The organism is Serratia sp. NPDC078593, assembly GCF_050268245.1.
Taxonomy (GTDB): Bacteria; Pseudomonadota; Gammaproteobacteria; order Enterobacterales; family Enterobacteriaceae; genus JBNNGK01.
Genome location: NZ_JBNNGK010000001.1, coordinates 34,766 through 49,851, shown reverse-complemented (window position 1 = coordinate 49,851; position 15,086 = coordinate 34,766). Strand labels below are relative to the sequence as shown.

At 54.2% G+C, this 15,086-nt stretch carries 11 protein-coding genes; 6 read left to right on the top strand and 5 right to left on the bottom strand.

The window, feature by feature from the left end; all coding sequences use genetic code 11:
- Nucleotides 1-100: 100 nt before the first annotated feature.
- The 3 genes from hutH to ACQKDS_RS00245 all read right to left on the bottom strand — a co-directional run bounded on the left by hutH (nt 101) and on the right by ACQKDS_RS00245 (nt 5,032).
- On the bottom strand, nt 101-1,636 hold the full coding sequence (hutH, locus tag ACQKDS_RS00255; protein WP_399665016.1) for a histidine ammonia-lyase: 1,536 nt from the start codon (nt 1,634-1,636) through the stop codon (nt 101-103).
- Entirely contained in the window at nt 1,633-3,360 is a 1,728-nt protein-coding gene (gene hutU / locus ACQKDS_RS00250; RefSeq protein ID WP_399665019.1) for a urocanate hydratase, read from the bottom strand. The genes hutH and hutU overlap by 4 nt, the downstream gene beginning before the upstream one ends.
- Nucleotides 3,361-3,694: 334 nt before the next feature.
- The gene (locus ACQKDS_RS00245) at nt 3,695-5,032 is read right to left on the bottom strand and encodes an MFS transporter (protein WP_399665022.1); all 1,338 of its coding nucleotides are present in this window, start codon (nt 5,030-5,032) and stop codon (nt 3,695-3,697) included.
- Nucleotides 5,033-5,299: 267 nt separating this feature from the next.
- Between ACQKDS_RS00245 and queE the strand changes: the two genes are divergently transcribed.
- The gene (gene queE / locus ACQKDS_RS00240) at nt 5,300-5,971 is read left to right on the top strand and encodes a 7-carboxy-7-deazaguanine synthase QueE (protein WP_399665025.1); all 672 of its coding nucleotides are present in this window, start codon (nt 5,300-5,302) and stop codon (nt 5,969-5,971) included.
- 162 nt (nt 5,972-6,133) lie between these two features.
- Here queE and queD read toward each other — a convergent pair whose 3' ends face one another.
- Nucleotides 6,134-6,496: a 6-carboxytetrahydropterin synthase QueD gene (gene queD / locus ACQKDS_RS00235; protein ID WP_399665028.1), complete on the bottom strand. Its 363-nt coding sequence runs from the start codon at nt 6,494-6,496 to the stop codon at nt 6,134-6,136.
- A 530-nt stretch (nt 6,497-7,026) separates the two neighbouring features.
- Between queD and cysJ the strand changes: the two genes are divergently transcribed.
- From cysJ to ACQKDS_RS00220, 3 genes are read left to right on the top strand one after another with little or no spacing between them, the layout of a single operon-like run.
- Nucleotides 7,027-8,844 carry an NADPH-dependent assimilatory sulfite reductase flavoprotein subunit gene (cysJ, locus tag ACQKDS_RS00230; protein WP_399665031.1) on the top strand — a complete coding sequence of 606 codons (1,818 nt, stop codon included), beginning with the start codon at nt 7,027-7,029 and terminating at the stop codon, nt 8,842-8,844.
- Nucleotides 8,844-10,559, top strand: a complete 1,716-nt coding sequence (gene cysI, locus ACQKDS_RS00225; protein WP_399665033.1) for an assimilatory sulfite reductase (NADPH) hemoprotein subunit — start codon at nt 8,844-8,846, stop codon at nt 10,557-10,559. The genes cysJ and cysI overlap by 1 nt, the downstream gene beginning before the upstream one ends.
- Before the next feature lie 17 nt (nt 10,560-10,576).
- A complete protein-coding gene (locus ACQKDS_RS00220; RefSeq protein ID WP_399665036.1) occupies nt 10,577-11,311 on the top strand; it encodes a phosphoadenylyl-sulfate reductase in 735 nt (244 codons plus the stop codon).
- 110 nt (nt 11,312-11,421) lie between these two features.
- Here ACQKDS_RS00220 and ACQKDS_RS00215 read toward each other — a convergent pair whose 3' ends face one another.
- On the bottom strand, nt 11,422-12,495 hold the full coding sequence (locus tag ACQKDS_RS00215; RefSeq protein WP_399665039.1) for an aminopeptidase: 1,074 nt from the start codon (nt 12,493-12,495) through the stop codon (nt 11,422-11,424).
- 252 nt (nt 12,496-12,747) lie between these two features.
- On the opposite strand from ACQKDS_RS00215, the gene cysG reads away from it, so the two are divergent.
- Both cysG and cysD read left to right on the top strand, forming a co-directional pair.
- A complete protein-coding gene (gene cysG, locus ACQKDS_RS00210) occupies nt 12,748-14,166 on the top strand; it encodes a siroheme synthase CysG (RefSeq protein WP_399665042.1) in 1,419 nt (472 codons plus the stop codon).
- 9 nt (nt 14,167-14,175) lie between these two features.
- Entirely contained in the window at nt 14,176-15,084 is a 909-nt protein-coding gene (gene cysD / locus ACQKDS_RS00205) for a sulfate adenylyltransferase subunit CysD (protein ID WP_399665045.1), read from the top strand.
- Nucleotides 15,085-15,086 lie beyond the last annotated feature (2 nt).

The following is a 15,086-nucleotide window of genomic DNA, read 5'->3' as shown; positions in this document are numbered from 1 at the left end:
AACGTACCTGGCGGGATAGAACAAACTGCGTGGTGTACCCTTCTTATTTGACCTTACCGCGATGCTGGCTGCAAGACCGGCAGCGTAAAGGTCAGGTTTTTTATGCTTGGCTTGGCATTAACGCCGCAGGGATTAGCGCAGTCAGATGGCCGGCGGCCAACAGCGTGCTGGCGGCTTCAATGTCGGGGGCGAAGAAACGATCCTTGTCGTAATAACTTACGCATTCGCGCAGCAGACGACGCGCCTGCTCCAATCCTTCGCTGGTATGCAGCCCGTGGCGCAGATCCAACCCCTGACAGGCGGCCAGCCACTCGACGGCGACAATGCCCCGCACGTTATCAGCCATTTCCCACAGGCGGCGACCGGCGGCCGGAGCCATCGATACGTGATCCTCCTGATTAGCGGAAGTTGGGATGCTGTCAACGCTGGCCGGGTGCGCCAGCGCTTTATTTTCGCTGGTCAATGCGGCGGCGGTCACTTGAGCTATCATAAAGCCGGAGTTGACCCCCCCGTTGTCGACCAAGAAGGGTGGCAACTGCGACATATGTTTATCCATCATCAGCGAAATGCGGCGCTCGGACAGCGAGCCGATTTCCGCTAAGGCTAATGCCAGATTATCAGCCGCCATGGCAACCGGTTCGGCATGGAAGTTACCGCCGGACAACACATCACCTTGTTCGGCGAACACCAACGGATTGTCAGATACCGCATTAGCCTCGATTTCCAAGACTTCACTGGCCTGGCGGATTTGCGTCAAGCACGCACCCATCACCTGTGGCTGGCAACGGAGTGAATACGGGTCCTGAACTTTCTCGCAGTTACGATGTGAATCCGATACCTCGCTGCGTTCACCGAGCAAATGACGATAGGCTGCGGCGGCGTCGATCTGGCCGCGCTGGCCGCGTACCTGATGAATACGCGCATCAAACGGGCTACGAGAACCCAGTGCGGCTTCGACCGTCAGGCTACCGCATACCGTCGCTGCGGCGTATAAATCCTCGGTATCAAACAGGCCGCGTAGCGCAAAGGCGGTGGAAACCTGGGTGCCATTGAGCAGTGCCAGCCCCTCTTTTGCTGCCAGCGTGAGCGGTTTCAGACCGGCTTTAGCCAGTGCGGCCTCAGCGGTCAACCACTCCCCTTGATGGCGCGCTTTTCCTTCGCCCAATAACAGTAAGCTCATATGGGCTAACGGAGCTAGGTCACCCGATGCACCGACCGAACCTTTCAGCGGAATGTGCGGATAGACTTCGGCGTTAACCATGGCCATCAGCGCTTGAATCACTTCAAGCCGGATGCCGGAAAAACCGCGTGACAGGCTGTTAATCTTCAACACCATAATCAAGCGCACCAGATTGTCATCGGTTGCTACGCCGACGCCCGCCGCGTGAGAGAGCACAATCGAACGTTGCAGATTTTCCAGGTCTTCCCGCGCAATGCGGGTTGAGGCCAGCAGGCCAAAGCCGGTGTTGATACCGTAGGTGGTGCGATTCTCTTCTACAATGCGTTCCACGCAGGCCACACTCTGTTCAATCGCTGCATAGGCGTTGTCGTCCAGAGTCAGTTTGACCGGGTGTTGATATACCTCACGCAGTTCGGACAGCGTCAGTTTCCCTGGGCGGATAGTCAGTGTTTTCATGCTTTATTCCCCTGAGTCGCAGCGACCATTGGCAGATTCAAGCCCTGTTCACGGGCGCAGTCGATGGCAATGTCATAACCCGCGTCGGCATGGCGCATCACGCCGGTAGCCGGATCGTTATGCAGTACGCGGGCAATGCGTTCTGCCGCCTCATCCGTACCGTCACAGACGATAACCATGCCGGAATGCTGGGAGAAGCCCATACCCACGCCGCCGCCGTGATGTAACGAAACCCAGGTTGCGCCGCTGGCGGTGTTCAGTAAGGCGTTGAGCAGTGGCCAATCGGAAACCGCGTCGGAACCGTCCTGCATCGATTCGGTTTCGCGGTTCGGGCTGGCGACCGAACCGGAGTCCAAATGGTCTCGGCCGATAACGATCGGTGCGGAAAGCTCGCCGCTGCGTACCATTTCGTTGAATGCCAGACCGAGTTTGGTGCGTTGGCCCAGACCGACCCAGCAAATGCGTGCGGGCAGACCTTGGAAGCTAATGCGCTCGCGCGCCATGTCGAGCCAGTGGTGCAGATGCGCATCGTCTGGGATCAGCGCTTTAACCATGGCATCGGTTTTGTAGATGTCCTGCGGATCGCCGGACAGGGCGGCCCAACGGAAGGGGCCGATGCCACGGCAGAACAGTGGCCGGATATACGCTGGGACAAACCCGGGGAAGTCAAAGGCTTGGGTGACGCCCATTTCTTTCGCCATTTGACGAATGTTGTTACCGTAATCGAAGGTGGGGATCCCCATTTTCTGGAACGCCAGCATGGCTTCAACGTGTTCTGCCATGGATTGTTTGGCGGCGTTTACCACCGCTGCCGGTTCGTGCTGCGCACGTTCGCGGTATTCTTGCCAGCTCCAGCCTTTTGGCAAATAGCCGTTTAACGGATCGTGGGCGCTGGTTTGGTCGGTGACCATATCCGGGCGTACGCCGCGTTTAACCAGCTCAGGCAAAATTTCCGCCGCATTGCCACATAAGGCGACAGACACGGCCTGACCTTCGGCGGTGTAGCGTGCGATACGCGCCAGCGCGTCGTCCAGATCGTTGGCCTGTTCATCAACGTAGCGGGTTTTCAGGCGGAAATCGATACGGCTTTGCTGACATTCAATATTCAGTGAGCAGGCACCTGCCAATGTTGCCGCCAGCGGCTGAGCACCGCCCATCCCGCCCAAACCGGCGGTCAATACCCAGCGGCCTTGCAGATTACCGTCATAATGCTGACGGCCAGCTTCAACGAAGGTTTCATAGGTGCCTTGCACGATGCCTTGGCTGCCGATGTAAATCCAGCTGCCTGCGGTCATCTGGCCGTACATTGCCAGCCCTTTCGCATCCAGTTCGTTAAAATGTTCCCAAGTTGCCCAGTGTGGCACCAGGTTAGAGTTAGCGATCAGCACCCGGGGCGCGTTACGGTGAGTGTTGAAAACGCCAACCGGTTTACCGGATTGCACCAACAGCGTTTGATCGTCTTCCAGTGTTTTCAGGGTGTCGACAATTTTGTCATAACAATCCCAATCGCGGGCCGCGCGGCCAATGCCGCCGTAAACCACCAGCTCATGAGGATTCTCCGCGACCTCGGGATCGAGGTTGTTCATCAGCATGCGTAGCGGTGCTTCAGTCAGCCAGCTTTTTGCATTTAATTTTGTGCCGCGAGGCGCGCGTATCTCGGCATTGCGAACTTTGTTATTTGCAGTCACAGCTTTTTCCTCAAACAGTATCGGTACAGATTCCATGACGTATTCGGGCTATCGCCACGGCATAACCTTGCGTTGGGTTTATTAACATATACTTGTATGTACAAGCATATGCAACAGCAGGGTATGAAAGTCGAAAATCACATAATTAAAACTTATTTTTGTTTAAAATCATTATGTTATTTTCTATTTTGATGCGAGGGACGTTGGCGTGATGCTGTGGAAGAGTGAGCTGTTTGGCAAAAATGAATTAAAATTGCGTCATTTTTGAGCGTTAAATCACAATAAATTTACATACCCATTACAAGTTAGGCCGAGTGATAAATAAATCGTCTTACAGACGATGAGAGCCCCGTAAAGGGCCCTGAAAAGATTAGATGGTGGCGGGTAATAATGGCTTGCGCAGCATTTTCACTAACGTGGCAATCGCAGCCATTATCGCCGGCACACACAAGAACAGCAGGATGCTGTGTACTTGCCATTGCTGCGCCAGTAAGTGTGCGCCCATCAGGGTGCCGGCCACACCGCCAAAGCGGCCAATGCCTTGCATCCAGGCGATGCCGGTAGCACGGCTATGCGTTGGGTAGAAGGTTGCCGCCAGCGTTTGCAGGCCAGACTGGGCACCATTCATGGCGACGCCCATCAGGAAAATGAATGTGCCTAGCAAGACAATATGGCGATCTTCTGCTGCCATGGCGACGATCAGTAGCGCGGTGATGACGAACCCGCTTGATACCACTTTATGAGCGTTCCAGCGATCCATCAGCCAACCGGCGATCAGAATGCCCAGCGTGCCGCCAAAGGTGAATAGCGAGGTAAGCATCGCCGATTGATCAAGTTGATAACCGAGCCCTTGCATCAGAATCGGCATCCAACTCAGTAGCACATAGTAAATTACCAACCCCATGAAATAAGTGAGCCACAACATTAACGTGCCGATCAGATAAGGGCGACTGAACAGCAGACCGATGCTGGTTTTCGACTTAGCCAGTGGCTCTTCGTATAAGGAAAATTGTGTGACGTGGCTGATGTTTTGGCTTACAAAACGCTGAGCGATGCGCTTGATTTTCTGCGCATCGTGGCCACGGTTGACCATATATTTGACCGACTCCGGCAGAAATAGCGCCAGCAATCCGCATAGCACCAGCGGGGCAATGGCACCCAGTAGCAAAACGCTGTGCCAACCGTAGGCCGGAATCAGCCAAGATGAGAGGGCGCCGCCACCCGCCGCACCCAGTGGAAAGCCGCAATAAAGGGCATTGATCGCCAGTGAGCGGCAGCGCTGTGGAGCATATTCAGAAATCAACGTGATGGCATTAGGCATCGCCGCGCCAAGCCCAAGGCCGGTGAGAAAGCGCCATAGCGTCAGGCTGTTGAGTGAACTGGCGTAGGCGGTTGCCAGACTGGACAGGCCGAAAAAAAGGCAAGAGAACACCAAGACGCGCTTGCGACCGATGCGATCGGAAATGGGGCCGGCGACCAGAGCACCGAGAGACAGTCCCAGCAGCGCGGCGCTGAGCACGGGGCCGAGATCTTGTTTCACCATGCCCCAGTCATTGGCTAGCGCCGGGGCGATATAGCCCATTGCCGCGGTGTCAAAACCGTCAATCGCCAAGATTAGAAACCCGAGAATAATCAAGGTCCAGTGAAATAGTGAAAATTGACTGTCGTCGATGGCCTGCTGGATATTCAGTTCGCTGGAAAGTGCCATAATTGCTCCCATACCCGCTCTACATCAGGCTGCCTTGCACCTGCTTGCGGGTATTTTCGTGGTGATTGTTTTACCGGAACGGATGTCCGGCTTGTGTTTGCATGTCTATACATCTGCGATATGAAACGGAGAGATGTCAAATATATTTATCTTATATGTTGTATAATTGTTATTTTTTGCGAGGTGCTCGATGTTCTTCTCCACGATTTGGTCGCCGTGGCGGAATCTGCGATAATCGCTCTTTCGTCTTACCAAATTGAGAAGCTGATGCAGTACCCGATTAATGAAATGTTCCAGACCTTGCAAGGTGAAGGCTACTTCACCGGCGTCCCGGCTATTTTTATCCGTCTACAGGGTTGCCCGGTAGGATGCAGCTGGTGCGATACCAAACATACCTGGGAAAAGGAAGCCAATCGGGAAGTGGATATGCAGCGGATTCTGGTGAAAACCGAAGAGAGCGACGCGTGGGGCAGCGCCACCGCGGAACAGCTACTGGAGGTGGTACAGCAGCAGGGTTATACCGCGCGGCATATTGTTATCACCGGCGGCGAGCCGTGCATTTATGATTTGATCCCGCTGACCACGCTGTTTGAAACTCACGGTTATACCTGCCAAATCGAAACCAGTGGCACGCATGACATTTTGTGCACGGCCACGACTTGGGTGACGGTTTCGCCAAAAGTGAATATGCGCGGTGGTATGAAGGTGTTGGAGGGGGCGCTGATGCGCGCTGATGAAATCAAGCACCCGGTTGGCCGCGAGCGTGATATTGAGGCATTGGACGCACTGCTGGAGACGTTGCACGATGAAAAGCGGCGGATAATCGCCCTGCAACCGATCAGTCAGAAAGAGGAAGCGACTAAACTGTGTATCGAAACCTGCATCGCACGCAACTGGCGGTTGTCGATGCAGACGCATAAATATTTGAATATCGCTTAAAATTAAGGACGCTGCTGACAACGCGCGTTATGAGAGAAAGCGTGCCGAAGGGGCGTAGCGGCTTGCCGCCGGAGTGCCCCTCGGTGCGCTAGGCCTGAGGATATCGGGTTTACAGGCAATGTTGTCATCGCCCTCAAGGGCGCTTACACCGCGTCCTTAATGTTATTCGCCTTTATAAATGCAGCCCGCGGTGCAGGTCTCTTTCACCATCACGGCGCTTAACTCCGGCAACTGCGGTTTTAACTGCTGCCAAATCCAGGCGGCCAGCACTTCGCTGGTGGGATTTTCTAATCCTGGAATATCATTCAGATAATGGTGATCTAAGCGTTCCCACACGGGTTTAAACGCCGCTTTTAGCTCGGCGAAATCCATTACCCAACCGGTATGCGCATCCACCTCACCGGTTACTTCCAGACGCACCATAAACGAATGCCCATGTAGACGGGCGCACTTATGGCCCTCTGGCACATGCGGTAAGCGGTGTGCGGCTTCAAATTGAAAATCTTTAAACAGCGTGGTTGCCATTATTACGGCCTCATTGACTCAAAAACCGACGCATAGTACCGGAAAGCGCCGATGCTTGCCATTTATACCCTTTATACTTCACGTTGCTTGGGTGTTGGCTGCCTTCCTTCACCCAGGTCACATAGTTGGCTATGCTCCCAGGGACTCATTCAGTTGCCGCCTACAAGTAACTCGAATTATCTTGGGTATATACCGTTATGGTCTACGTCGCTGATGCCCGTCCTGCGGCTTAGCACTTTTTTTGTTTGGTGTACGCGAGGCTTATCGACGGTAATGATTAGCTGTAAATACGAGTCATTCAACAAATGATAAAAATTTTATTTTAAATTCAATGAAATAAAATCCAGTCGTTAGCGTTATAAGCGATAGACGTTACCAGTAAAACAGCTTAGTCATTTTGGTTATTAATTATTGCTAACCCTTATTTATTGGTTGTTAATGTGCTCGGTAACCTTACAAACTCTCCCGATCTTTTCGGGGAACGATAAGACTGTGACTGACACTGGCAACGTATAGGAATTATGTCCGCAATGACGACTCAGGCTCCTCCAACATCTTTGCTCCCGCTGACGCCGGAACAGCTCTCAAGCCTACAGGCTGCGATTGGTGACTATTCACCGACGCAACTGGCGTGGCTGTCCGGTTATTTCTGGGGAATGGTTAACCAACAGCCTGGATCCGTTGCCGCATCGGCTGCCGCATCGGCTGCCACATCCAGCCCGGCGGCGGCCAGTATCACCATAATTTCTGCCTCCCAGACCGGTAATGCGCGCCGTCTGGCTGAACAACTGCGTGACGATTTGTTGGCGGCTAAATTGAGCGTCACGCTGGTGAATGCCGGTGATTATAAATTTAAGCAGATCGCCCAAGAGCGTCTGTTAGTGGTGGTCGCCTCGACACAAGGCGAGGGCGAACCGGCCGAAGAGGCGGTGGCACTGCATAAATTCCTGCATTCCAAAAAAGCGCCAAAACTGACGGAGACCGCCTTTGCGGTGTTTGGACTGGGCGACACCTCTTATGAGAATTTCTGCCAGTCGGGCAAAGATTTCGATGCCAAACTGGCAGAGTTGGGTGCAGAACGCCTGGTCGAGCGTGTGGATGCCGATGTCGAATATCAGGAACTGGCTACTGCGTGGCGTAAACAGGTGGTGTCGGTGTTAACCGCGCGCGCGCCAACCGAAAGCACCACGCCGGGCGCACTGGCCAGTGGGGCTATCGATGTGATCGACAGCAGCCCATACAGTAAAGAGCAGCCGTTGACCGCACAACTGGCGGTTAATCAGAAAATTACTGGGCGTCATTCGGATAAAGATGTCAGGCACATTGAGATTGATCTCGGTGATTCTGGCTTGCGCTACCAACCGGGCGATGCGCTGGGCGTGTGGTTTGAAAACGATCCCGCGTTGGTTGATGAATTGATTCAGTTGTTGTGGTTGAAAGGCGATGAACCGATTGACGTTGAGGGTAAACCCCTGCCGTTGGCCACGGCCTTGCGCAGCCACTTTGAGTTGACGCAGAACACCACGCCGATCGTCGAAAAATATGCCGCGCTGTCGCGCGATGAGAAACTGATTGCGCTGCTGGGTGATAAGAGCAAGCTGCAACACTATGCCCACAACACGCCGATTGTTGACATGGTGCGCCATGCCCCGGCCGACCTTAGCGCTGAACAGTTGATAGGTTTGTTGCGCCCGCTGACGCCGCGTCTGTATTCGATCGCCTCGTCACAGGCTGAGAATGAAAGCGAAGTGCATGTCACCGTAGGCGTGGTGCGTTATGAGATTGATGGTCGAGCCCGTGCAGGCGGTGCCTCCAGCTTCTTGGCTGACCGGCTGGAAGAAGACGGCGATCTCCGGGTGTTTATTGAGCATAACGATAACTTCCGCTTGCCCAGCCATCCCGATACCCCGGTGATTATGATTGGCCCAGGTACCGGTATCGCACCGTTCCGCGCCTTTATGCAACAGCGCGATGCCGATGGCGCGGGCGGTAAAAACTGGTTGTTCTTCGGCAACCCGCATTTTACGGAAGATTTTCTGTATCAGGTCGAATGGCAGCGCTACGTCAAAGACGGCTTGCTAACCCGCATCGATCTGGCTTGGTCACGTGACCAGCAGCATAAAGTTTACGTACAAGACAAACTGCGCGAACAAGGCGCGGAAGTGTGGCGCTGGATCCAAGAGGGCGCGCATATTTACGTCTGTGGTGATGCGAATCGCATGGCGAAGGACGTTGAAAACACATTATTAGCACTGGTAGCCGAGCACGGTGGTATGGATACCGAGCAGGCTGATGAATTTTTAAGTGAGCTGCGCATTGAGCGCCGTTATCAGCGAGATGTTTACTGATGAATGATAAACACCCGGGGCCACTGGTGGTAGAAGGCCAATTGACTGATGCCGAGCGCATGAAGAAAGAGAGTCATTTCTTGCGCGGCACCATTGCCGAAGATTTACAGGACGGTTTGACCGGCGGCTTTAATGGCGACAATTTCTTGCTGATCCGTTTTCATGGCATGTATCAGCAAGATGACCGCGATATTCGTGCGGAACGTGCCGAGCAAAAACTGGAACCGCGTCATGCGATGATGCTGCGTTGCCGCCTGCCGGGCGGTATTATTACCCCGCAACAGTGGCTAGGTATTGACAAGTTTGCCCAAGAAAGCACGTTGTACGGCAGCATTCGTATTACCAACCGTCAGACCTTCCAGTTCCACGGTATTCTGAAAGGCAACGTTAAACCGGTGCATCAGTTGTTGAACCAACTGGGGCTGGATGCGCTGGCGACTGCCAACGACGTTAACCGCAACGTGCTGTGTACCTCAAACCCGGTAGAGTCCGAACTGCATCAAGAAGCCTACGAGTGGGCGAAGAAACTGTCTGAACATCTGTTACCGCGTACTCGTGCGTATGCTGAAGTGTGGCTGGATCAGAAAAAAGTCGCGACTACCGATGAAGAACCGATTTTGGGCGCGACCTATCTGCCGCGTAAGTTCAAAACGACGGTGGTGATCCCGCCGCAAAATGATGTCGATCTGCATGCGAATGACATGAACTTTGTCGCGATCGCCGAGCAGGGCAAGTTGGTCGGTTTTAACCTATTGGTGGGCGGCGGTTTGTCCATCGATCACGGTAATAAGAAAACTTTTGCGCGCGGTGCCAGTGAGTTCGGCTATGTGCCATTGGAGCACACCCTGGCGGTGGCGGAAGCGGTGGTCACCACCCAACGCGACTGGGGTAACCGTACCGATCGTAAAAATGCCAAGACCAAATATACCTTGGAGCGCGTCGGGGTTGATACTTTCCGTGCCGAAGTAGAAAAACGTGCGGGCATTACCTTTGAGCCAGTTCGCCCCTATGAGTTTACCGGCCGTGGCGATCGTATCGGTTGGGTAAAAGGCGTCGATAACCAGTGGCATCTGACGCTGTTTATTGAAAATGGCCGTCTGCTGGATTATCCGGGGCGTCCGTTGAAAAGCGGTGTGGCTGAGATTGCCAAGGTCCATCAGGGTGATTTCCGACTGACTGCCAACCAGAACTTGATTGTGGCCGGTGTGCCAGAAAGTCAGAAAGCGCAGATCGACGCTTTAGCTCGGGAACATGGCTTGATCGACGACGGTGTGAGCGAGCAACGTAAAAATTCGATGGCTTGCGTTTCGTTTCCCACTTGTCCACTGGCGATGGCAGAGGCTGAACGCTTCTTGCCGGAGTTTGTCACTAAAGTTGAAGGCATCATGCATCAACATGGCGTAGGTGATGAGCATATCGTGTTACGCGTGACCGGCTGCCCGAACGGCTGTGGTCGTGCGCTGCTGGCGGAAATCGGTCTGGTTGGTAAAGCGGTGGGGCGCTATAACCTGCATCTGGGCGGTAACCGTGAAGGTACACGCATTCCACGTATGTATCGCGAAAACATTAACGAGGACGAGATCCTAAAAGAGATCGACCAACTGGTTGGTCGCTGGGCGCAAGAGCGTATCGCGGGCGAAGGCTTCGGTGATTTCACTATCCGTACTGGCATCATTCGCCCGGTGGTCGATCCGGCGCGGGATTTCTGGGACTAATCGTGGAGGCAGACAACATGGCTGAATGCGATCTGGCAGCGCTGAATGCGCTGCCCAAATCCGGGCAGGCGCTGGCACTAGCCGAGCTTAACGGGCAATTAGAAAGCCTGTCGGCACAGGCGCGTGTAGCCTGGGCGTTGGAACATCTGCCCGGGGAGTTTGTGCTCTCTTCCAGTTTTGGTATTCAGGCGGCGGTGTGCTTACATTTGGTCACGCGTATCAAACCGGACATCCCGGTGATCCTGACCGATACCGGCTATCTGTTCCCGGAAACCTATCAGTTTATTGATCAACTGAGCGAAAAGTTGCAGCTGAACCTGCAAGTATTCCAGGCAAAACAGTCCCCAGCTTGGCAAGAGGCGCGCTATGGCAAGCTGTGGGAGCAAGGTGTGGAAGGTATTGAACAATACAATCAGCTCAACAAAGTTGAACCGATGAACCGTGCTTTGGAAACGCTGGGCGCGCAAACGTGGTTTGCCGGGTTACGCCGTGAGCAATCTGGCAGCCGTGCCCACCTGCCGGTGTTAGCGGTGCAGCGCGGTGTATTCAAAGTGCTGCCAATAATCGACTGGGATAATCGGCAAATTTATCAGTATCTGACTGAGCACGGCTTGAACTATCACCCGCTATGGGAGCAAGGCTATCTTTCTGTCGGGGATACCCACACCACGCGCAAGTGGCAGCCGGGCATGAGTGAAGAGGAAACCCGTTTCTTTGGGCTCAAGCGTGAGTGCGGTTTACACGAAGGATAAGCCACCAAGCTAATGGCTTTGCGTTGAACCTATTCAACGAAACGATTATCGGTTCAGGGTTAACACGGTCGAGGCATGCCTCGACCGTATGGGAATCCTCATTCTCTGCTCTATTTCTTCTGCCCGGTCTTGGGCGGGAGCGTCTGCGCCAGCTCTTTAATCAACGGTAACAAGATTTGTACGGTGTCATGGCTGCGTTTATCAATGCGGCCCGGTAAATAGCGTTCTAGATGCTGCAAATTATCATACTGTGGCAGATGCCAAGTGATGCCCTGAGGGAAGTGTGGGCTGATAGCGCGTTGCTGATAGCCGTCTTTTTTACCTAATGACCAGTTGGTCGCCTCTACTGCCAATACCGGAATTTTTGCCCTGTCGAACACGCGCTGCTCGGAACAGCAACCGGTGCCTTTGGGATGAGCCTTGGTACCCGGATTGATAGCGGCGGGAATACCGTATCGGTGTGCGATAGCCAGTGCGCGGTCGCGGGTGTTTTTTACTACCTGCGAGGGGGTATTTTTGCCAGCATGGAAGTAAAGCTCATCGCCGGTAATCAGGTTGTCGAGATTAATCACCAAGACGGTATTGGCGCGTTCTTCTTTACTCATGCGTTTCAGGTAGTCTTTGGATCCCAACGATCCCAACTCTTCGCCGCTGGTGGCGAGAAACCGTAGGCCATAACGAGTGGGAATATCCTTCAGGCGCTCCGCCAGTTCTAACATTACTCCAACACCAGACGCATTATCATCTACCCCTTGCAGGGTTAAGCCGCCGAGATTGTTATCCACCTCATCATCGCTGAGAGGAATGTAGGTATCAAAATGCGCCATGATGATGATTTGCTTTGGTTCCTCACCGCTTTTGGCAGCAATCACCGTATTGGCTCTGGCGTTGTGCCAATTCTCGCTGGCATTTTTGTTTACGTAGCGAAAGCGGGTATTCAAGCTGCGAATGTTACTTTGGTAACCCATATCGGCGAAGCGTTGTTTCAGGTAATCCGCAGCAAGCTGTTCAGCGGGGCTGCCCGCCATACGCCCCGGGAAATAGGTCGCGATATAACGGATTTGTTCGGCAGCGAATGTGCCCAACGGGGCTTCTTTGACCTGCTGTGTGGCGGCGGAAACGCCAAAAATGCTGCCGAAGGCGACGGCCAATAGGCCAGTCTTCAGGCAAAAGCGGGAAAACATACCAAAAATCCTTCTCTTATCATGCCGGCAATGCCGATGCTTCTTATGCGGCGTTTAGTATGAGACGTGACGGCAAATTAAACAATTTCCTCCGTTCTTAAATTTATCGTGAATGCTTCATTTTCGCCGGTTGTGAGCCTTGCGTTGCGCTCTATATTCCAGAAAGGAACTACTCATTCTTTTTCGTCATTTCAGAGGCGAAATCGCAGCCCGTATAGTCACACTATCTTTCTGCTATATGAAAAGGCTGCTGTGGACTATCTACCTATATTTGCCGACCTAAAACAACGCCCGGTACTGGTCGTTGGCGGTGGTGAAGTCGCAGAGCGCAAGGTTGAGCTGCTCTCGCGAGCCGGGGCTGAGATACGGATAGTGGCGCAGTCGCTCTCATCGCAACTTGAACAACGTCGTCAGGAAGGGCGAATCCGCTGGCTCGGCCAGGATTTTGTGCCGGAACAGTTAGATGAGGTGTTTCTGGTGATCGCCGCGACGGATGACAGCGAACTCAACGCCACCGTGTATGCCGAAGCGGATAAACGCCGTGTGTTGGCCAACGTGGTGGACGATCAACCGCGCTGCTCGTTCATCTTCCCTTCGATTATCGACCGTTCACCGCTGATGGTGGCGGTTTCTTCCAGCGGCCAGGCACCGGTGTTGGCGCGAATGCTGCGCGAAAAGCTGGAGGCGTTATTGCCTGCCAGTCTGGGGCCGATGGCTCAGCTGGCGGGGGGCTTTCGCCAACGCGTTAAGCAGACCTTAGCCTCGATTGGCGAACGCCGGCGTTTTTGGGAGAAAACCCTGAATGGACGGTTTGCTACCTTGGTGGCCAACGGCCAGCAGCAGCAGGCCGAACAGCAGCTTGAGCAGGACTTAACCGCATTTGCCGATGGTCATGAGCGGGCGCAGGGGGAAATCGCTTTGGTCGGGGCTGGGCCGGGCGATGTCGGTCTGCTGACGTTGCGCGGCTTGCAGGTGATGCAACAGGCCGATGTGGTGCTGTATGACCATCTGGTCAGCGACGCCATTCTTGATCTGGTGCGCCGTGATGCGGAACGCATCTGCGTGGGTAAACGCGCTGGCGCGCATTCGGTGATTCAAGAAGAAACCAATCGCTTGCTGGTAGAGCTGGCACAGCAGGGCAAACGGGTGGTACGTCTGAAAGGGGGCGATCCGTTCATTTTTGGCCGTGGCGGGGAGGAGTTGCAGGTGGCGGCGGCAGCGGGTATTCCGTTTCAAGTTGTCCCCGGGGTGACGGCGGCGGCAGGGGCAACGGCGTATGCCGGGATCCCGCTAACGCACCGCGATCATGCACAAAGCGTGACCTTTATTACCGGCCATTGCCGTCCTGACGGTGACGGGCTTGACTGGGCGGACTTGGCGCGAACGCGTCAGACGCTGGCGATTTACATGGGCACCATGAAAGCGGCAGATATCAGCCAGCGTTTGATGGCACACGGCCGTGCGCCAGAAACTCCGGTGGCGGTAATCAGCCGTGGCACGCTGCCTTCCCAGCAGGTGCAAACTGGCACGCTGCAACAACTCGAACAACTGGCCCAACAGGCGCCGTTGCCGGCCTTGCTGGTGATTGGCGAAGTGGTGGCGTTACACCATCAAATTGCCTGGTTTGGGCATCAATCTCAGACGGTTTCCGCCGTTGTGAATCTGGCTTAAGGATCTGTTATGGACGAAAAACGACTCACACACTTGCGGCAATTGGAGGCGGAAAGTATTCATATTATCCGTGAAGTCGCCGCTGAATTTGGCAACCCGGTGATGCTCTACTCCATCGGTAAAGATTCCTCCGTGATGCTGCATCTGGCGCGTAAGGCATTCTATCCGGGGACGTTGCCGTTTCCGCTGCTGCACGTTGATACCGGCTGGAAATTCCGCGAAATGTACCAATTCCGCGACCGCACGGCCAAAGAGTACGGTTTTGAGCTGCTGGTGCATAAAAACCCGGAAGGGGTAGCGATGGGGATTAACCCATTCGAGCATGGCAGCGCTAAACATACCGACATCATGAAAACCGAAGGCTTAAAGCAGGCGCTCAACAAGTACGGTTTTGATGCTGCATTCGGCGGCGCGCGCCGTGATGAAGAGAAGTCTCGCGCCAAAGAGCGTATTTATTCGTTCCGTGACCGCTTTCACCGTTGGGATCCGAAAAACCAGCGGCCAGAGCTGTGGCATAACTACAACGGTCAGATTAACAAGGGGGAGAGCATTCGCGTCTTCCCGCTGTCGAACTGGACCGAGTTGGACATTTGGCAGTACATCTTCCTGGAGAAGATCGACATTGTGCCGCTGTATCTGGCGAAACCGCGCCCGGTGTTAGAGCGCGACGGCATGTTGATGATGGTGGACGACGATCGTATCGATCTCCAGCCGGGTGAAATGATCAGCCAGCGTATGGTGCGCTTCCGAACGCTGGGCTGTTGGCCGCTCACCGGGGCGGTGGAATCTTCCGCACAAACGCTGCCGGAAATTATCGAAGAGATGCTGGTGTCCACCACCAGTGAGCGTCAGGGGCGGATGATCGATCGCGATCAATCCGGTTCGATGGAGCTGAAAAAGCGTCAAGGGTATTTCTGAGG